Genomic DNA, 18,429 nt, shown 5'->3' on the forward strand with positions numbered 1-18,429 from the left:
CGACCACAGCAATTCCAGTGGTCACAACGGGTGTGACGCCAAGACCAGTCACAAGAACTTCCTGTAGCTCGTATCCCCGATTTGGGTTAGCGGCGGTGTCCGGTTTTCCGCATATATAGAGATGTCGGATATTCGCTGCGCTAACCAAAATATATCACAGGTGTTTTTGCCTTAGCCCGAATACGATGACCGCAAGCAAAATGGCGGGCAACAGTCTTCCCGATGAAGCGCCTGGCGAGTATGTTCCCTTCGGACGCCGGCCATACTATCTTCCAGATCCACTGCCACCGGCACATGCCCTCGAATTCGACGCCGACTTCCAGCAGTTGCTGCAGGACGCCATCTATCAGCTCGGACGGCTGGAAGGGATCGGCGACGAGACGGAAGCCAATCCGTTGCTATACACGACAATGGTCCGTCGCGAAGCCGTCGAATCGGTCGTGCTTGAGGGTGCAGATATCGATATCGAGGACGTATTCCGGTCCCAGGAACTTGCCGATAGCGGTACCACTCGGAAGGATGTCCAAGAAGCACTCAATTACGAGCGGACGATCACTAAAGGTGCGACTCGGCTCTCCAAGGGCGACCAGATCACACTTGGACTGTTACAGAACCTGCACGAGTTGCTGATGGCGGACGTGCGTGGTCACTGTGAATACCCTGGGGAGTTCCGTGCGAAGCCGATCAATCTCCCGGCAGCCTCGTCGTTCCAGGAACCATTCGTCCCGCCAGCACCGGACCGGATTCCGGAGCTGATGACGAATCTAATCGAGTACTGCAACACGACCAGCGAGTACCACGACCTTGTCCAGCTTGGGCTCGTCCACTATCAGTTCGAGACGATTCACCCCTTCGAGGATGGGAACGGCCGCTTGGGACGTATTCTCATCACGTTACAGCTGATTCAGAACGGCTACCTCACACAACCGTATCTGTATCCGAGCGCGTATTTCAACCGCAACAAGATCGAGTATGCTGACCGGATGCGAACAGTCAGCGAAACGGGTGCCTGGGAGCCTTGGCTAGAGTTCTTCGTCGAGGGGATTCGCTCACAAGCTGCCGAGGCAGTCACACGAACGAACAATCTTCGGAATCTCCGTCGAGAGTACGAGCGAACCTATGGACACGAGAAAACAGCTGCCGACCGGTTAGCGATGCGCCTGTTCAAGCAGCCATACCTGACCACGAACGACGTCGCTGAGCTACTGGATGTGACCGCACAGACAGCACGGAACGCAATTCAAGAACTTGAAGCACAGGATGTCCTGACCGAAACAACGGGGAAAGAGCGGTATCAGGAGTTCAAGGCTGTCGATATCTTCGACATTCTCGACCAGCCCCTAGAGTGAGAGCGGGGCCAAAACGAACTAGCTTGGTCTGTACTGTGTGCTTTTCCGACATAGCTGGTAGTCAAGACGCTCTCTCTGGAACGCCTCTCACCCGGCGGAGGCTCACAAAATACGGGCGAGTTCCCTTGCTGTCAGACTAGGATTGCTCTAGTGGCTCGACCCACTCGGGAGCGCAATCATGGATCCCGCCGTAGATCGAGCGGTCGGGATACTGGTCGTCGTCAGCCTCAACAGAGACGATCACGTTGCCGCCGGAACACGAAATTTCTGTAACGGTTCCGACGACTACATCGAGTGGGCCGTCTCCCTCGGTCCAGTCGGCTCGGACGCGACCGCCGCGGTCGAAGTCATACTCCTCGAAGGAAGGTGCTGTCGTACTCATGCTCTCCTCCGGCTTCGAGGGAGACACAAAATGGCTCGGATGCCAGCCAGAGTGCTGATACTGCTTGCCGAGAGAAGAAGAACTGATGACCGAATTGCGGGTCCGGAAACCCGATGGCTGGACGACCGTCTCGTTTCCCGACGAAATCGGTACAATCTCGGTTGTCGGAGGGAAGGTCGACGGCCAGCTGTGCCTGACACTCACCGGCGAACGGGAGGACGGTCCCCGTCTCGTCGAACCCGGTATTCTTGATGTCGCCCCAAGAGACCGGTTCCGTCGCTGATTCCCGTCATCCGTGGGACAGCGTCCTCTAGAGGTATCGTTCCGTCACCGTATGGTCAAGTCATCAAACCTGCCATCCCTGCGGACCGTCACCCGTCTTCCGCGGGCGTCGGCGTGACGACAAAGGGGTCAACCCTCAAAGCGGTCGTGTCCGGATTGAGCTCTAGATCAGTTCATAATTAACACTGAGGAGCGCTCTCCAAGATGAGCGCTCCGAGAACGTGATTTATGCCCCTCGATTGAGCTACCTATCTCGGCACGATCTAGTGATTCTCAACAGAGCCCGATAAATCAGTTCCATACCTACGCCGTCCCCGACTCATGGAGTGAATCCAGGGGAATATTCATACGGGTTGAGTCTACTGGTTGACGTGTGTATCAGTTTACTCCTGACGAAATAGATAGAGATCGCGCCCATCACCAAGCGGTGAAGCAGGGCGCAGATAATGTTGATGTGAAGCGTATCGGAAATCTTGGGGAAATCGCGTTTGAGCAGTTCTGTCGAGAGTACCTCCCAGCGGAGATGTGGGAATGGGAGAACGAGGATGCGATTCGACGGTGTAACCCAGAGAGCTACTCTGGTCACGATTTCGAGGTTTTTGGCTATAATATCGACGTTAAGACCTCTCGGGACGTTTCGTCATTCCTGCCTGAGACGCTTGTTGAGAAAGATTCTGAAGATGATATCATTGTGATGGCCTGGCATCGAGACAACGAGGATAGTTTGATTCTGCTCGGCTGGGAGCACGTCGAAACGCTTGAATCGAAGGTCGAGACAGAGGAACAGTTCTCTGGTAACTCGCCTGAGAAACTCGAACACTTGGCAACTCGACCAATGAACGATCTCCAGGACCTCGGGCCGAACACCGCAAATATGAATCAAACTCCCGAGAATCCGTTCCAGCCGGGAGATCGCGTCCAGAAGTGCGACGACGAAGATGCATCAGTGGGTGTTGTAATTGAGGTTCTCCCCCCAGAAACGCAGGTCGAACTGTATGGACAAGAACTCGATGGAGAAGCTGTCAGGGTAGCATTCCCGAGTTCACTTGATGAGGGGCCCGGTGACTGGAGAGATATTTCACCGGCCCTGCTCTCATCATACTGCGATGATCAGGATATTAGTCTCTATACGTACAAGCACGAGAATCTGGAATTCGCCGAAAATCCGTTCACGGTCGGCGACTACGTCATCAAATCTTCACACGATGATCCCGATCTTGCGGTGGTAGTCGAGGTAGATGGGTACGATGTTACTGTAGTCTATGAGGGCCCGAAGGGAGACGAGGTCATCCCAGCGAATCTGAGCGAGCACTGTGAAAAAGAAGGCCTATCCACATACCAGTATCTGGAGGAAGAGTTAGAGTTTATCGACTTGAACAGTCTCTAAGCAACAACAATACCTACCCTCTGAGGTTTTGACCGGACTTTTGCATTGGGACTGCCCCGTCGTATCGCTTGTGAGCGTGCGTTCACAAACTCGCTCGGCCACCCACGTAAGGAGGTTCCACTTGTATGAAGATAGCCTTCAGCGCGGAGCGTATTGTGTACTCACTTCGCGACTGTAGACTCGGCCATTGATATATCAGCCGCCTTCGTCAACAACGAATGCTCTTGGAATGTCACAGTTCTCGGTGAGAGGTGTCGGTGACTCATGCATTGAGGAAACGTAGTGCTCAGCACCTTCCTATACCTTGGAATTCGAGGCCAGCCGTACGTCGTCCGGGGCAATGGTTCAGGCGCTTTTGAATTCCGCAAGTGAGTGATTCTGACTATCAGTATTCCACTTACCGATCTGGATCAATTCAAACCCATCGACAGAAGTCGCAAGTGCGTCAGCGACTTGTGTCCGAACCGCAGTAGAAAGGCTCTCTACAGGGATCGCAGTGAGCGTGTGCTGAGTGAGGGCGTAACTAGTGGCAAGGCTTGTTGGAGCAACGACCACGACGTCCGACCCATCAGCGTTGTCGAGTGCAATTTGTGCATCTCGGTGCTGGAGCACTATCGCGTCCAATTCATCGACAGGAAAGAGACAGTCAGCGGCACCGTACTCAATACTCGCCCCCGCTGACTCGAAATGTCCTTTAAGCATATATACTATATAATATATGCCCATAGTGCATTAAGCTTGGGGTAGATGAGGACCCAAGTCTGTCGCAGATGCACTGCATACATTCCGTTGAGTTAATTTATCCAGCAATTTCACCAGCGGATATGCCACGCGACCTCTATGACTGCACCGCGTCTGAACTTGCTACACACTCTATCGAACATCTCGACCGCGATACGTCACCAAGTGATGCCGCTGCGTGGCTCAATGAAAACGGATACGATGCGGCCCCGGTCTACGCTGACGGCGATCCAGTCGGATTCGTACATAAGAATGACATCACGAACAGCGATAAGGGAGAGACTCTCAGCGACTCTCTCACCCCACTGACCATCGATTATATGATCAGCGGCGACACCCCGTTTACAGACCTTCTTTCTGCCCTCATTGAGAAGCCCCTCTACTTCCTTGGCGGTCACAGCCACGTCACCGGTATCCTCACCCGAGCTGACCTCAATACCCCCCCAGCACGCATCTACCTCTTCGACCGTATCACATATCTTGAGCAACACCTGCGGGAACTCATCCTCGATAAGAAGCCAGACTGGAGAAATTCGCCAGTCACTACAGACGAACTCGAGGGTATTGATGACCGATATGAGGACGCACAAGCCGCTAACGTCGCTCTAAATGAGCTCCACTATGCCCAGTTTTCCACGCTCGAAACGATCGTTTCCAGCGTCAAGGCCTGCTGGCAAGTCTGCGGGTTCTCGACGAAAGGGAGCGCAGGATCACGCCTCCACGAAGTCACCCAGCTCCGCAATGACGTCGCCCATGCTAACCTTCTTGTAGAGAACACAGACAGTAACGAGTTCCTTAGCAGCGGTCGCACCACAGAAAACCTATACGACACTCTCGAAACAATCGAGCAAGTTCTGACAAGTCTCCAAGAGGCCGGGTACGCTCCAGAGACAGCGGAACCACAGAACCCCGAGTAATACAGTACGGATCGTACTCTTCACCTAGTCAAGGCGGTAGTATTTCCCTCGAATCGGTGAGACAACATGGCTAGTGCGCACAAGGCTGACGAGCACTTGCTGGAGAATACAGTGCCCCGGACCGAAGACGGGACGAGTGTCGTTTTAGATCGACTACTGCCGGATTGACTGCGATTTCAACTGAGGACTACCGCTCCCACGGGAAGAAGCCATTCCGCTCGCGATAGGCACTGATCTGGTCCTGAAACTCTTGTTCCTGGAAGTCTGGCTCGTCGCCGTGGATGTCCTCGGGTGAGACGCCGTCGGGAAGATGCTCATAGCCCGTGACGTCCGCCGTGTCATCCTCCTGTTCGGGCTCGTGTCGGTGCTGCCCACACTCTCTGCAGGTCCAGATCATGCGGTCAAGGTGTGGGTGGCACTCGAAGCCATCGAGCCCGTGAGATTCGTGTCCCGTCACGGCGCCACACTGCCGACAGTGGAACCCGATACCGATTATCTCCGGTTCGGCTCTTGCCTGATGGCGCTTCACAACGCCGGGCACAAGCCAGTACGTGCCGTCGTCCTGTCGGAACTCATCCGTGAGCTGCTGGAACTCCGAGCGGTCGGTAACTGGTGACCCGTCCTCGAGATAGATCCGTGGCTGGACGTCGTCCCCATCCCCGTCCCAGTTGGTCTGTTCGTCGGCTGTCTCTAGAAGCGCCTGTCCGGGTTCCGCGTCGATCGTGGTTTCGGTCGGCAGGTCGGGCCAGCCCTTCGTGAGAGTGGCGGCTGGCTCGGTCCCGAACGCTGCTCGACACTTCACCGTTCCATGGGAGGTGTCTTCGACGCTCGCGATGCTGTCGGAAACGGAGAAGGCCGCAGCGCCGAGGGCTCGTGCATGGAAGTCAGTATTCGCTTCAACGAGCGCGAGCACCACCCGACCGAACGTCCACTCCCCAAGTGGGCTGCTATCCTGATCGTCGAACGAAGTCTCTGAGATGCCGGTTTGAGCGCAGAATGGACACTGGCGTTCATCCCGTGGAATGGCCTGTCCACAGGTCCGACAGGTACGAGTCTCATCCTCTGTACGGTCGGGATAGCCGGTGGAGTCGAGGACTCGTTCCCGTCCGTTCCCCCTCGTTTCAGGGTCGGAACTCGCTGCGCCGAGGATATCAGCGGGATCGTACTCAGGATTTCGGTCAGTCACACGCTTGGTTGCGTTCGTCATCGTATTTAAACCTCGGCCCCGGGGGAAGCACAAACCGACAGAGAGCGAGAGTCTTGCCTGATCCAGTGAAACAGCTGTCGACCTGATGATGTTGTCACTGGTTGCCGTGCAAGATGTAGAGGGTGAAGTCAGCAGTCGGTGATTGATATTTTCACACCGGTTCGGATGAATCAGCCAATCAGTAGAACTGCGAATTTAGCACGTCACCCACTGGCTATTTACTCTTCTAACCCAACCTTCCGAACACGATGTATCCCGCCTTACAAATTGGTCTTGAGGGGTCGGGAAGTCCCACCGATTTCCTTCTAGCGGTGGTGATTTTGTTCGGTGCATTCGTCGTTGTCTTCCTGATTGGCAGGCTATTTGATAGCGTTTTTTGACGCTGCGAATATTGGCATTTCGCAAACAGCTAGCTGGTCGCTGTCTCCCCTGTATTTAGTGAATCCCCGTAGCATACCAAGGGTCTGAGAACTGGTTTATCACACCCTCTTTTGGAGAAGTAATTGATTATAAGTCCTGAATATAGTTTGTAAGAGTAAGGGATTCCATGGGAACAATCAGTAAGAGAGTCTCTCAAGCTTTACTGATAGTCATATTGGGGTTAATTGTACTGTCTGCGGGAGATTTTATGCTCAGAGATGGGTCTGTCTTCCTCAACGGTGTATTAGAATACGCAGACACGCACAATACAGCCCTCTCAGTACTGCTGTCTGCGCTACTGTTTACTGCGTATTTGATGCAGTATTTCATTCAAAACACGCAGACTGACTTGGCATCACGACAAGAACAACTGATGCGAGCGGGATACACGCCAATCGTGGGCGTTAAAGACAGAGAATGGGGGAAGAAACGAGTGGACGAGACTGACATGGCAACGTATGAGGCGAACAAGTATTACTTGCAACTCGTGAACAACGGGAATTCGGCGGCGCGAGATCTCAGACTCTGGATTGGGGTTGCGTATGATGTTCCGGAAGATCAAGAGATCTACTATGCTTCAAATGCGGTCCCGTTGCAACGGACTGATGAGGGGACGTGGTGGCCGACTGATGTGGGAGGTGCGCTGTCTGACACGGGGGATGAAGCAACGGAGTTCGTTGCCAGGCCTAGGCTTGTAAAGATGAAAATGGGTGGTTTCCTGAGGAATGACTCAGAGTTAGGTGAGGAAGATATCGGTGATGCGCTAGAATCGATTCACGGGGATGTGGAAGAGGTTTCCTTGGCATTCAGTGTAAAGTATACAACAACGACGGGCGATGATCAAGAGATTACAATCGGCGTAATCAGGGAGAAGCTATCGAAGTTGGAGGAGGTTGATTGGACTCTGTATGATGCTCAGGAGGCTAGTAGTGACGAATACGATGAAATAAAACAGAACGCGAATTGATTACTTTGGCCGCGTGGATAATCAATTTATACCGTGAGAGAGACGTTCGAACCATCCCGGGAACCTATGGTGATCAATATTGCTCTTTAGCGACCAAGACGTAGAGAGTGAATCGACTGAGAAAGTACTCGAAAAATTCGTAGATTTCGTCACAAAAACGGATGAAGAGATTGCTGAAGAAGGTAGGGAAAAAAAGAAGCAATCCACAGAGTTGAAGCTGTATACAGCAGCTAGTAACGGATTTGAAATTGGACAGTTACATAATACAATTCAGGAGCTTGTTGCTTCAGACTCTCTAAATCAAGCACCTCAGCAATTTTTTGAAAAGCATACATTTTCTATCGAACCAGTGAATGATGAGGCGTCACTGCTGGTCATCACAACGCCCAAATACAGTCGTGACGATGAGTTTCTGCTCATTGAGGGTGATGACTACCTGAAAGCAGTGACGGTGGTTCGAAAGACAATTGCTGAGGATACGATCGAACGGTTAATTCAGTATATTCCATCTCTGGACAGGATATTCCTGAGCTCAGAAAACCTTCAGGAGATTGTTAAAGAGTACAAGAAACGTGATTTGTCGGGGTTCACCGCTAAATATGAACCATTCTTTAAAGACGAATACATCAGCGTGCAGGTCCATGGGGGGTCAGACGATCATCTACGCAAGGTCGAAGAAGATTTCGACGCTCGCCCTAAGCGCGTCGTATTCAGTCAGCGAAATAGCCCTGCAGAGGCTGTGAAAGGCACCGTGAGTCAACACGGATACGCATCCATCCCTCGTGTACGTGAAGGGTCAGGCGACGTCGGGATAGAGACGATTGAGAATATAATTGAAACTACGCAGCAGAAAGATCAGGAGAACTTCGCTGTCCCCCACCGTCCAGAACGGCTCACACCGGGTGACCGGTACTTTTTAACGCAACTAACTCTCGATGAATCTGGCGACGAGAATGAGACAGACGGAGGGATTCCTGAAGCGTTGCGTGATGCCGATCAAGGCAGTGTACTTGACGGACTGACGATCTGTGTGTTCAGAGAGGAACTACGAGATGAAGACTATCCGGATGATGATGCCGTCGCTCAGAGTCTTAAAGAAGATATCCTAGAGTACAAACAGCGGTATCGGTACTCTTTGATCGGTAACAATCAGTACTTAGTGTACGATGGGGATAGGGGGCAGTCGTTCGAAGTAATCGTGTCAGAGAAAGATTTGAAAGTCTACACGAGAGGAAATACGACTCAGGAAGGCCTTCGAGACTTTTATCAAATCATCGATGACGAATTTAATTCGTCCTATAGTATAGATAAGACGGCCAAGAAAATGAGGGCATGAATGAACGGGTGGGTACCTCAGAAACAACACATTCAGACCCATAACCTCTTTCACTCAGCTGTATTCGGGGAAGAGAATAGAGGGTTGGTTGATCTCGGATTCAGAATTGTCGGTGATTTTATGTATATCCCTGATACCCGGAACGACGTTGATATAGAACCTCCGTACACACTGCTCGATCGTAACACCGTCGTCTTCTTCGATTTTATTACGCCAGAACGAATCACTGACGACGATATTCAACGAATAGCCCGATATAACGAAATCGGGCTTGAGGCAGTCGAAAACCACCTGAGCAGAACCCCGATATCCGAGGATCATCTCGATTCAGACATTGACTGGTTTGATCACTGCACCGTAATGCAGGAAGATCAATACATTGAGCACCAATCAGGGTCAGCGGAGCAACGGGAACACCTGCGACGACTCGAAGATGTGAGTTCCATTGCAACCGTAGCCCCTGGTACATCTCTATCGCTCGAAACACGAGAGATACGTCACGATGACCTCACTGAACTACTCAACAACGGGATTCACGTCCCGAAAAGTCCCCCGAACATGGTGTATTTGACTCGGGAGGTGAGAGATGAATCGTTAGCGGTTGGGATTTGTGAGGAAATAATATTAAACAGGGATCTGAACGGTGGGGTTGCGCTGAGCTACGAGGATGTAAAAAACCACTTCGGGCGGGACATTCAGTATGAACAAATAGAGGATGTCTTAGCGTATCTCCGTGATATTGGAGCATGTCGGAAAAGAAGAGATGACGGGAAATTCCTCTTTACAAAATATAAACTTAGTCAAATAATGGGGTGCAGACACAGATTGGAGAGAGAATCTGTAGAGGAACACCTATCTGACGAGGATGATGCTGAAGAAGGGATGTCTGATCTGTCAGATTTCATGTGACGTGGAAGTTATACAGGAATGAAAGTAAAGTGAGGGTGCTACACGGAGGACTTTCCGTTCAGCCTCACTCACGCCAGAAAGGGCCTGCTCGATCTCGAATGGCAGAGCGAGAAAGTCCGTAACCTCAGAGCTTGACTGCAGCTACGTCTCGTTTTGATTGACCTTTCTCACGCTGAACCGTCCGCTCACCAAGCACCCAAAACGACCGTTACGATTCCTACCAGCTTCTGATGATTGTCAGAGTCCCGTGCAAGATATGGGGCACAAATGAGACTCCGGACGGTTTTATTGAGACCGGCGTCCGCCACTCGGATATAGTACCTCATAAAAACGGGCCAACCAAAGCTAAATTGCACATAATTTAACCACAACCATGGACGCTGAACTAGTACGCCTGATAGAAGGTCTTCTCGCCGACATTGCCTGCTACAACTGCGGAACAGAATTCGTCATCCAGGCAAACCGACTCACTAGAGAGGAAGAGGGTCAGTACACCACCCCACATTCCTGTCCCGGATGCGAAGCCGAGTATGAAATTACCGTGGAGAACGACAAGCAAATCCTCAGCTACGAAGCCAACCGACTTGACGAGGATGATGACCACCTGAACATGTTCTCCAGTTCACGGAAAGAATCACTCCACAGACAAACGCACGTTATTAGAGAACTAGTAGAGGGCTTCGGTGAACTCAACGCTGCACTCGCCATCCTATGGGAGAACAGAGATCGCATCCACGATGCTTGCGATACCTTCCGAGGCGAAGGATTAGACGGCAAAGGAGCAGAGTTTGACCGACAGGTCAATACTGACGTCCATAACTACATGGCGAGTGCCTACAGCTTCAATCAAATCCTCCAAACGATCGAGCCAAACATCCCGACCGACGGCCTCGTAGAGGAGGCGAAGGAAGAATTTGAGGACGAAGAACGGTTGATAATAGGGCTCAGAGTGTATGCGCAGCACAACCTCTCACTTCCCTTCGTCTACGCTCAATTTATCGACGAGAACACGGGTAGTACAGAGATGACGTTGAGTGTCGGCTTGGAAGAAGTGAATGTCATCGAATCCGACATCGACACCTACGGTCCCGATGGGTACAGGGAAGGTGCGGATCACCACTACGAGAAAGTCGAAGGCGATACGATCAACATCGAACGTCGCATCAATTTGCACTACGAGGCCGCAGAAGAGTTGGTTGATGCTATCGGTGAACACGCCGAGGCAGAACATGGCGAAGAGATTGAGGATTATCGCCAGACAACGACATTCGAAGCCGAACGATGACGTAATAATATGACCCCAGCAACTCCTCCGCTGGATTCATCACTGTATCGACTGATTCTCTTGGCCCGCGATTTGAGTAGATTTTCCTGCAAGACTCGCGCTGTGCATCTTGCACATCCCAATCTACCACCCCCGAGACAGATACCAGTGTTTTGCTGTCTTCGGTAAGAGCCGAGAGCGATATAGGACGAGTTGGCTACTCGCCGCCCGTGCTGTCCGTCACTTCTGCGATGAACGTGTCCGTGGCCCTGTCCAGATCATACTGGTTGATGAGTTCGAGGGCAGCCAGCGCTGCGCCTGTGTCTACGAGGTCTGCGGCGAGCAACCGTTTGAGACGAAGAGTGCCTTTGTCGGCACGGTCGGAATCTGAACCGCGCATCTGGGTAAATTCCATGAAGAGTCGTCGCCACGCAGTCGCCGAGCCGGTCACCGTGAGATTCCAGTCCGGGGCTTCATATCTAGAGGACGACTGCCGGCGGTAGTGGCCTTCAAGTCTGTCGAGCAAGTCGTCGATGATCGTGCCCTTCTCAACGGTCCGTCCGTGTATGGCGTAGTCTGGGTCAACGAGATTGCGCCACTCGTCGTAGGAGTCGATATCGTACTCGACAGCTAGCTCAACCTCGACTGTTTCGAGACAATCGGCCTTCCCGGGTTCATTCACGCGCCGAAGTCGGTTTGCGGTCCCCTCGGCGCGGACTGTAAGGTCTGGGAACTGCGCTTCGCTGGATGTTGATTGCTGTTCTCCGGTCTGATCGCTGTTGGTGGTCTTCGATGCCATGGGTACTGTCGGGACGCTCTCACTGGACCGCCCCGCACCCGACCGGGGGCCAAAAAATCGTTCTCGGTCTGTGGGCTACTGAACAGCTGGGTCCGGCTCCATCGGCTCGACCTCGAAGGTCAGCAGATGCGACCGAAGTTGGGCGTAGGCCCCGTCGCCATCAGTCGTGACACAGTACCGATTTGGCCTTGCCTGACGAGGATTGCCGTCGTTCTCTTGCCACTCTTCCAGCGTGAACTCAAGCGCCTCCAACTCGCTGTCAGCGTCTTCAAAGACGGCCGCGACCGACGGCGTCCCATGGTTGTCAGCGACGTAGGCAACCTCAACAGCGTCGTGGTTGGCGTCAAGTCTCGTCCACTCGTCGAGTTTGTCTGGCGGGTCCTCGGCGAACTGCTCGATTTCGCGTTGGGTCAGTTCGGCTTCTGCGGCGTCGCGCCACGCTTGCTTGATGTCCTCGGCTTGGGACCGCTCGATCTCCTGAAGGACGTCGCTGTCGATACAGTCGGCGGCCCACGCAAGCACGGTCTTGGCCTTCTTGTACCTCTCCTCGGGTTCGCCGTCCAGTTGTCCGAAATTCATCTCTTGGGGCGACATCAAGAGCACTGACGACCGCCAGTAGCCGGGGTCAGCGTCGCATTCCTTGTCGGCATCGGGAGCCCACGACTCCATTGAGGTACGGACTTCTTCGTGGTGCCCGAAGCCGGTTCGGACGCCGCCGGTGCGCAGGATTCGCTCCGCGAGGTCGATGGTTCGCTCGCACTCGTCAGCGGGCGCTTCATCGGGGCAGTCAACGTTGGCGTAGAACGGTAAGCCGACTTTGCTGATGATCGTCTCTTTGTAGTTTGGGATAAGCAGCGGTTCATCGACGAAGATCGGGTCAAACGGTGGTTCGTCTGTCGGCAACATACTGGAAAGCCTCCAGCCACTGAGGCAGCACAAAATCGCGCTGGGTCGAAGTCCGATCTAGAGGTACTGGTCGGCAGTGTCGCCGTGGTTCGCTTCCAGGGCTTCCCAGTCCGCCATCGCGTCGTACTCTGGCCGGACCTCTCCGTCAGAGAGCATATCGTCGACGAAGGCTTGGACTTGTTCGTCGATAGAAGCGTTCTGCAGGTCGCGTTCACGAGCGACAAACTGGATACCACAGAACGAGCGTCCGTCTGCTGCGAGCTGCCAGAGTAGGAGCTTCCGGTTCTGATAAATCAATCTGTCAAAACAGAGGCCAGTATAACTGCACACCCGGCGACGATACTCAGTTGTGGCAGCGCCGCCACGGCCCTGATTACGCCTGAAAACGGTCCGGAGGTAACTTCGATACTGGTGCTCAAAATTGTCTGTTCGACAATTACGCCGATTGTCCCAACGAACACGAAGCCAGCGCCGGCTTTGATCGTCCTGTACATACTTCCGCAACTGAGAGACCGGTGTATATTTTTCCAAGATATCCCTTGGTTACTCTGCGTCGTAGCCCCACTCCCGTAACTGGCCGGCGACGGCGTCTAAATTGGCAAGACCCACTAAATACGCTGCTTCGCGGAGGTCGGCTTTATTAACTGATTCAGTGATATCGACGTCTCGCAGCGCGGCTTGCTCCTTATCGAGAGTCGATTGCTGCAGGTGGAGCTGCACGGTCCGGGCGCGGCCATCGGTAATTCCATTGCGCGCGTAGATCCACGGCAGGCTTGACGTAGACGGCTCTTCCGTGACATCGGTGTCTGACTCTATAGATATCTCCGCGTCGGTCATCGCCGGCGTATCGTTGTCGTCTCCGTCGCTATCATCATCGTTGCCGAGCGGGTCGTCATTACTCGCACCGCTCTTGAAGCCCGTCATGCTGTTTCCTCCAGTGCGCCGGGCTCGGGCGGACTCGGTGCATCGACGCCGCCTTCGGCCTCAAAGAACCGGGCGAGACGGTCAAACTGAGCAAGCGTCTCGACCTCGTAGTCGCGGCGGCGGTCGCGATGCTCTTGGACATATCGGAATGCAGAGCACTGCTGCTTCCAGCAGCCTTCCATGAGCGATGTCCTGTCGCCGATGGTCTCTGGCGTGGCGAACTCGATGTCATCGAGCATCTCGCGCTGGTCGCTCGTGTTCTTGACACCGTTCGGGACGGCGCCGAGGACGCCGACATCGATATTGAGCTGGTCAGCGAAGTTACTAGCGAGCTCGGCAAGCCCCTCGACACTGGCCTGCCCCTTCCAGGAAGGTTCGACGGGGATGACGAGATTCCGCGTCGCGTAGATTGCGTTGTAGAGGTGGTCCGACTCAGTTGCCGGTGGGTCACAGATGAGGATGTCGTACTTGTCGGCAACGCCGGCGTCACGAAGTACACGCTGCAACTGCGCGTAGATGTTGTACGCGTCGCCGAGGTCCTCAGCTTTGTCTTGCTCACGGGACAGGTGGTCCGAGAGGTCCGAAAGCATATTGTGTTCTGGGACGACGTCAACGCCGTCGGCGGTACAAATGAGGTCCTCGAACGGTCCTCGGGGGCTGTTTACCATATGCCGGACGAGGTTGTCGGAGCTACTGTCGGCGCGGTCGTCGTCGACGCCCAGCAGTCTGGAGAGGTCACCATCCTGTGGATCGAGTGGGATGGTCAGGACATCGAGACCGGCCCGGGCGTGTGCGACGGCGAGGTTCGCGGTCAGCGATGTCTTGCCGACGCCCCCAGCTTCAGAGTACACTGTGTAGCTCAGCATATGTTCTTCTGTGTCCTTCTAAGATAAGTAACTACGTCAGACAACTAATCCAAGAGTCTTATCTAAGACAGTTAGCTAAGACAGCTATCTAAGATGCTTGTCTAAGGCTCAGATATATGTAGTCCAGAATGACGCTCCTAATGCGTGTGATTCGACGGATAACTGAACGAACGCACTGTTGTAACCGTCAGTTTCCATGAATAGCCTGAGTGGCGTGTGGGTCATCAACTGTCACGATGACCCACACAGCCACGACCTGTGCAAGAGCATTCGAACCGCTTCACGAGAAAACCAAAGCAGTCCTCTCAACAGTTCGGAAGGTCACCACACCAAGCTGGATAAATGTGCGATCATGAAGTTGATCACTTTGGGAAGGTCAGATCGGAAGTCAAGAAAATCTAAATTCCTCGGTATGTGACGAACGCGAATATAATCCCTACTATCAGAGATAGAACTAAACCAAATACATTCTTGATGAACATCTCCACTATCAGGGTAGCAGCAACTGTAACAAATGCCCATACTACAAGGGCCAACTTGATACGCAGATATTCGCCCCCTAGCTTATCAAAACTATCAGTCACATATTTGTTATTTCTTCGCAGGTATTAAAATATAACCTATCATGAACCAACCTTGCTTCATTCTCAGCCCACTGTAACCGCTGAGACGGCTAAATTCTCACGCATCAGACGTCCATCTTGGTCTCCTGCACGATCTATACTAATATGTTGTTTCTTAGAGGTCAGAATTTGGGGCCAGTAGTTGAGACTGGCAGTCTCAATGCATACGAAATGAGATTCAGGGACATTTTGGCTGAATTAGCTGTTCAATCTGGATGCAGATAGAGAAATATGAGTTAGGTATTTCATCAGCACAGAGTTAGTGTGAATTGATGCACCCCTCCAAAACGGTCGCAATTTGTCTCTTCGCCGTTGCGATTTCAGAGTTAGCTGGCCTATTTGTTGGTACGGAGCTACAGATTAACGTTGCCACGACTGTACAGGCTTTTGCTGCAATAATTATACTCATTGCCAGTTTATTTGCATTCTTCCGTCACAAAACTCATACCATTGTGAATGAGTACGATTGGAAGAGCTATCTCATAATTGCTGGTTCAGCGATGTGGACCATTGGATCACTCATACAATTGTACTGACCGGACGACGACTTGTCTAAGAAGTCGTTATTCTGAATGTGGCTTCATTTCAGCATAGAGTTATCGAATAAACTGCGCAGTAGGTCTGTTTATTGAGCGTCAATCACTGGGAGACGATTGCAGAGTCGATGATGCTTCGTTATCGGTATTGCCTGAGGACTCGTGTACAAGTGCCACGCCAGCATTAACGCCGCCGAGCCAGAGACAACCCAGGAAAACCACTATCGACAGATCATCGGAGAGGAGAGGACTGTTTGGCGTAAGAAGCATCAGCGTGGGTGCCAACACACCGACGAGAGTGTACCAGAATTTCGAGTGGGGACCAGACCATCTGGTTCGATACTGGGGATACGCAAGATAACCGTACCCTGCAATTGACGATGTAACTGCAATACTACCCCCAATCCACAGATCTCCGCGCCGTATACCAAAGACATAGCCAAGTATGGCACCGATTCCGATACCGACCAAAGCCGAGGACCAAGACTTCATGACAGACACAACAATTGGATGTGAGATAAATTATTCCTCTGTACTGAGCAGTAAACGGATTCTTGAGCCTGCCGTGGCCAGCATCTCGTAGTGGTTGCGAGTTGCGACTCTCAACGCAGTGTCTTTCGACGAATCGCACAGCAGTCATACGCTGAGTGGCCAGCATATGATTCGACTTCACTCTACGACCGGAATTCTCTCGCCGGCCTGAAAGAAGACATCTGGACCGTTGCGTCCACATGGTTCGACCACCAGGCTCACCACTCCGTCGACGAGTTCGTATCTCACTACCCAGTAGCGTACGTCGAGTTTGGGCCACATGACCGGTATTCTGGAGCTATTCAGTACGAGATGTCCCAACTGTTCCGATTGTTCCTACTCAAAGAACTTCACGGCTGGACCCACGAGACGGCACTCCTCACGTATCTCACTCACCATCCTGAACTCCGTGAACAACTAGACATAGAGACGGTCCCAGACCAGTCGACGCTATGGCGAAGCTGGCACGAACGATTCACTACAGAGCTTCGCGAGACAATTGAGGCAGCTGCGCGGACAATTCTAATCAAAGCTCAGAACGCGGGCGTTGCTGTTCCGCGCGAGCCAGAACGTAGCTTTCCATCGCAAGATGACGAAGCGAGCAAATCAGACCCAGACGATCAAGCCGTTCTCGACGAAGCGGCATCGATTACGGACCACGTCAGCCGTATTGTCTTGCCAGCCTTCTCGTTAGATCGTGGTGATGGTTGTGAAATCCACGAGAACGCATATTGGGACTTACAAACGCATCTCGGACTTCGAGAACGGTTGGCTGCTAACGAGGGGGCTCGCAGTTTCGTTCACGAGTCGAGCCGGGACCGGACGCCGTTGGGACACGCCCATCGGGATCAGATTCGTGACCTCTCGATTGAACAGGTTCGGGAGATGTACCGGAAAGCTGTGAATCGGTTACTGGATGAAGTCGAAGAGACAGAGGAGTTCTTCCGAGCGGGGATCGTCGCTATCGATATTACTGAAGCGGACCCGTTCAAAGGCGACAGGACCGGGCACGAAGACGAGATTATTGGGACACAGGAGAAGACCGATGAGTACGCCTATCAGTGGGCGACGGTCCAACTGGTCGGCAACGCCGTTCCAATCGTGCTGGATGCGCGCCCGGTCCGAAAGGGTGAGACTCGTAAAGAAATAGTCGAAGACTTGCTCAACTCTGCCGAGGACCTCGTTCACGTCGATAACGTGCTGATGGACCGCGAGTTTGACAGTCAGCATATTATAGAGATGCTTAGCCAGCGCGGGCTGTCGTACGTCGTCCCAAAGAGAATGCAGACGAGCGAGAAAGCACAGGCCAAGCGATTGCTCCAGCGGGGTCAAGACCGATACGAGACTGATAGGAAACTCCATCTCGGGAAGAACGAGTGGCACGAGACGACGCTGATCTACCGCCGGAAAGAAGACTCTGAGCACGACGATCACCGACAGTATTCGGTGTTCATGTCTAATCGCGGTAGTGGCTTCCTCACTGAGTACGGGTATCGGTGGGAGATCGAGAGTGGCTACAGGTCGATTAAGCGATTCATGGCCGCCACGACCTCGAAGGACTTCGGACTCCGATTCTTCTACTTCGCATTCGCGTGTCTGTTGTACTCGATTTGGCGTGCGGTGGATCTACTCGTACAGGTCGAATTGACCGGTGAATACGAACACTCGCCAATTGTGACAGCCGACAACACGCTGACGCTGTTGAAGAAAGAAACCGGAATCGGATAGTGAGGTTCTCCACCCGTAATAGCGCGGTGTCTGAGTGGCAACGCTGTCGGAAGTCGTCTAAATTCGCGAACATGAGTGGCAGTGCAACAAGATCGGGCGTTTGGAGAGCAATCTAAGTCAATTCCCGTTCACTGAATCGGCTGAATCCACGCATTATAGCCCCGCTAAGCCCGGTGCAGTCTCAACTTCCACGTTTTCGGGATATAGAGCATCTACAAACGAATATCGGTCGAATCAGACGTAGTTTGAGATGTTCTCACGGAGATGCTATGCATCAGTCGCCGGCTGACGAGGAGAGACGGGCCGATTGGAAGAGAACAGCCGATATCGTGCTCAGACCGCGAGTCCTGCGGCT

The 18,429-nt window shown here is 52.9% G+C and carries 18 protein-coding genes; 9 read left to right on the forward strand and 9 right to left on the reverse strand.

Annotated elements, in window-relative coordinates; genetic code table 11:
* Positions 1-200: 200 nt before the first annotated feature.
* Positions 201-1,349 (forward strand): Fic family protein, encoded by a 1,149-nt coding sequence (locus AV059_RS21070; protein ID WP_058997979.1) that lies wholly within the window; start codon positions 201-203, stop codon positions 1,347-1,349.
* Between the two features lie 136 nt (positions 1,350-1,485).
* Here the strand turns inward: AV059_RS21070 and AV059_RS21075 are convergent, their stop codons facing one another.
* Entirely contained in the window at positions 1,486-1,731 is a 246-nt protein-coding gene (locus AV059_RS21075) for a hypothetical protein (RefSeq protein ID WP_058997981.1), read from the reverse strand.
* Positions 1,732-1,816: 85 nt separating this feature from the next.
* Here AV059_RS21075 and AV059_RS21080 point away from each other — a divergent pair, with 85 nt between their 5' ends.
* Positions 1,817-2,014, forward strand: coding sequence for a hypothetical protein (locus AV059_RS21080; RefSeq protein ID WP_058997983.1), 198 nt, complete (start codon positions 1,817-1,819; stop codon positions 2,012-2,014).
* Positions 2,015-2,386: 372 nt separating this feature from the next.
* Positions 2,387-3,400: a hypothetical protein gene (locus AV059_RS21085; RefSeq protein ID WP_058997985.1), complete on the forward strand. Its 1,014-nt coding sequence runs from the start codon at positions 2,387-2,389 to the stop codon at positions 3,398-3,400.
* Positions 3,401-3,745: 345 nt separating this feature from the next.
* Here the strand turns inward: AV059_RS21085 and AV059_RS23210 are convergent, their stop codons facing one another.
* A complete protein-coding gene (locus AV059_RS23210) occupies positions 3,746-4,102 on the reverse strand; it encodes a hypothetical protein (RefSeq protein WP_058997987.1) in 357 nt (118 codons plus the stop codon).
* Positions 4,103-4,224: 122 nt separating this feature from the next.
* Here AV059_RS23210 and AV059_RS21095 point away from each other — a divergent pair, with 122 nt between their 5' ends.
* Positions 4,225-5,058: an HPP family protein gene (locus AV059_RS21095; RefSeq protein ID WP_007190019.1), complete on the forward strand. Its 834-nt coding sequence runs from the start codon at positions 4,225-4,227 to the stop codon at positions 5,056-5,058.
* 187 nt (positions 5,059-5,245) lie between these two features.
* Here the strand turns inward: AV059_RS21095 and AV059_RS21100 are convergent, their stop codons facing one another.
* Positions 5,246-6,265, reverse strand: a complete 1,020-nt coding sequence (locus AV059_RS21100; RefSeq protein WP_058997989.1) for a hypothetical protein — start codon at positions 6,263-6,265, stop codon at positions 5,246-5,248.
* Between the two features lie 547 nt (positions 6,266-6,812).
* Between AV059_RS21100 and AV059_RS21105 the strand changes: the two genes are divergently transcribed.
* From AV059_RS21105 to AV059_RS21120, 4 genes are all read left to right on the forward strand, one after another.
* On the forward strand, positions 6,813-7,652 hold the full coding sequence (locus AV059_RS21105; protein ID WP_058997991.1) for a hypothetical protein: 840 nt from the start codon (positions 6,813-6,815) through the stop codon (positions 7,650-7,652).
* A gap of 79 nt (positions 7,653-7,731) precedes the next feature.
* Positions 7,732-8,988: a hypothetical protein gene (locus tag AV059_RS21110; protein ID WP_154021069.1), complete on the forward strand. Its 1,257-nt coding sequence runs from the start codon at positions 7,732-7,734 to the stop codon at positions 8,986-8,988.
* Positions 8,989-9,897: a hypothetical protein gene (locus AV059_RS21115; RefSeq protein ID WP_058997994.1), complete on the forward strand. Its 909-nt coding sequence runs from the start codon at positions 8,989-8,991 to the stop codon at positions 9,895-9,897.
* A gap of 373 nt (positions 9,898-10,270) precedes the next feature.
* The gene (locus AV059_RS21120; RefSeq protein WP_058997996.1) at positions 10,271-11,182 is read left to right on the forward strand and encodes a hypothetical protein; all 912 of its coding nucleotides are present in this window, start codon (positions 10,271-10,273) and stop codon (positions 11,180-11,182) included.
* A gap of 196 nt (positions 11,183-11,378) precedes the next feature.
* On the opposite strand, the gene AV059_RS21125 is transcribed toward AV059_RS21120, so the two are convergent.
* The 6 genes from AV059_RS21125 to AV059_RS21145 form a co-directional block, all read right to left on the reverse strand.
* The gene (locus tag AV059_RS21125) at positions 11,379-11,960 is read right to left on the reverse strand and encodes a hypothetical protein (RefSeq protein ID WP_058997998.1); all 582 of its coding nucleotides are present in this window, start codon (positions 11,958-11,960) and stop codon (positions 11,379-11,381) included.
* Between the two features lie 75 nt (positions 11,961-12,035).
* Positions 12,036-12,866 carry a hypothetical protein gene (locus AV059_RS21130; RefSeq protein WP_058998000.1) on the reverse strand — a complete coding sequence of 277 codons (831 nt, stop codon included), beginning with the start codon at positions 12,864-12,866 and terminating at the stop codon, positions 12,036-12,038.
* Positions 12,867-12,923: 57 nt separating this feature from the next.
* A complete protein-coding gene (locus AV059_RS21135) occupies positions 12,924-13,163 on the reverse strand; it encodes a hypothetical protein (RefSeq protein ID WP_228841867.1) in 240 nt (79 codons plus the stop codon).
* Entirely contained in the window at positions 13,160-13,360 is a 201-nt protein-coding gene (locus AV059_RS22590) for a hypothetical protein (RefSeq protein ID WP_195156706.1), read from the reverse strand. Before AV059_RS22590 ends, AV059_RS21135 begins: the two co-directional genes overlap by 4 nt.
* A gap of 49 nt (positions 13,361-13,409) precedes the next feature.
* Entirely contained in the window at positions 13,410-13,790 is a 381-nt protein-coding gene (locus tag AV059_RS21140; protein WP_004966492.1) for a hypothetical protein, read from the reverse strand.
* The gene (locus AV059_RS21145) at positions 13,787-14,656 is read right to left on the reverse strand and encodes a ParA family protein (protein WP_058998004.1); all 870 of its coding nucleotides are present in this window, start codon (positions 14,654-14,656) and stop codon (positions 13,787-13,789) included. The genes AV059_RS21140 and AV059_RS21145 overlap by 4 nt, the downstream gene beginning before the upstream one ends.
* A 1,741-nt stretch (positions 14,657-16,397) precedes the next feature.
* Between AV059_RS21145 and AV059_RS21160 the strand changes: the two genes are divergently transcribed.
* Positions 16,398-18,074, forward strand: a complete 1,677-nt coding sequence (locus AV059_RS21160) for a transposase (protein WP_058998008.1) — start codon at positions 16,398-16,400, stop codon at positions 18,072-18,074.
* The last annotated feature ends 355 nt before the right edge of the window (positions 18,075-18,429 follow it).

The sequence above is a fragment of the Haloarcula sp. CBA1127 genome, assembly GCF_001485575.1.
Lineage (GTDB): Archaea > Halobacteriota > Halobacteria > Halobacteriales > Haloarculaceae > Haloarcula.

Excerpts from the sequence above, each read along its gene's own strand:
- AV059_RS21070 (WP_058997979.1), top strand. The coding sequence starts at position 201 with ATGGCGGGCAACAGTCTTCCCGATGAAGCGCCTGGCGAGTATGTTCCC.
- AV059_RS21075 (WP_058997981.1), bottom strand. The coding sequence starts at position 1,731 with ATGAGTACGACAGCACCTTCCTTCGAGGAGTATGACTTCGACCGCGGC.
- AV059_RS21080 (WP_058997983.1), top strand. The coding sequence starts at position 1,817 with ATGACCGAATTGCGGGTCCGGAAACCCGATGGCTGGACGACCGTCTCG.
- AV059_RS23210 (WP_058997987.1), bottom strand. The coding sequence starts at position 4,102 with ATGCTTAAAGGACATTTCGAGTCAGCGGGGGCGAGTATTGAGTACGGT.
- AV059_RS21095 (WP_007190019.1), top strand. The coding sequence starts at position 4,225 with ATGCCACGCGACCTCTATGACTGCACCGCGTCTGAACTTGCTACACAC.
- AV059_RS21100 (WP_058997989.1), bottom strand. The coding sequence starts at position 6,265 with ATGACGAACGCAACCAAGCGTGTGACTGACCGAAATCCTGAGTACGAT.
- AV059_RS21105 (WP_058997991.1), top strand. The coding sequence starts at position 6,813 with ATGGGAACAATCAGTAAGAGAGTCTCTCAAGCTTTACTGATAGTCATA.
- AV059_RS21115 (WP_058997994.1), top strand. The coding sequence starts at position 8,989 with ATGAACGGGTGGGTACCTCAGAAACAACACATTCAGACCCATAACCTC.
- AV059_RS21120 (WP_058997996.1), top strand. The coding sequence starts at position 10,271 with ATGGACGCTGAACTAGTACGCCTGATAGAAGGTCTTCTCGCCGACATT.
- AV059_RS21125 (WP_058997998.1), bottom strand. The coding sequence starts at position 11,960 with ATGGCATCGAAGACCACCAACAGCGATCAGACCGGAGAACAGCAATCA.
- AV059_RS21130 (WP_058998000.1), bottom strand. The coding sequence starts at position 12,866 with ATGTTGCCGACAGACGAACCACCGTTTGACCCGATCTTCGTCGATGAA.
- AV059_RS22590 (WP_195156706.1), bottom strand. The coding sequence starts at position 13,360 with ATGTACAGGACGATCAAAGCCGGCGCTGGCTTCGTGTTCGTTGGGACA.
- AV059_RS21140 (WP_004966492.1), bottom strand. The coding sequence starts at position 13,790 with ATGACGGGCTTCAAGAGCGGTGCGAGTAATGACGACCCGCTCGGCAAC.
- AV059_RS21145 (WP_058998004.1), bottom strand. The coding sequence starts at position 14,656 with ATGCTGAGCTACACAGTGTACTCTGAAGCTGGGGGCGTCGGCAAGACA.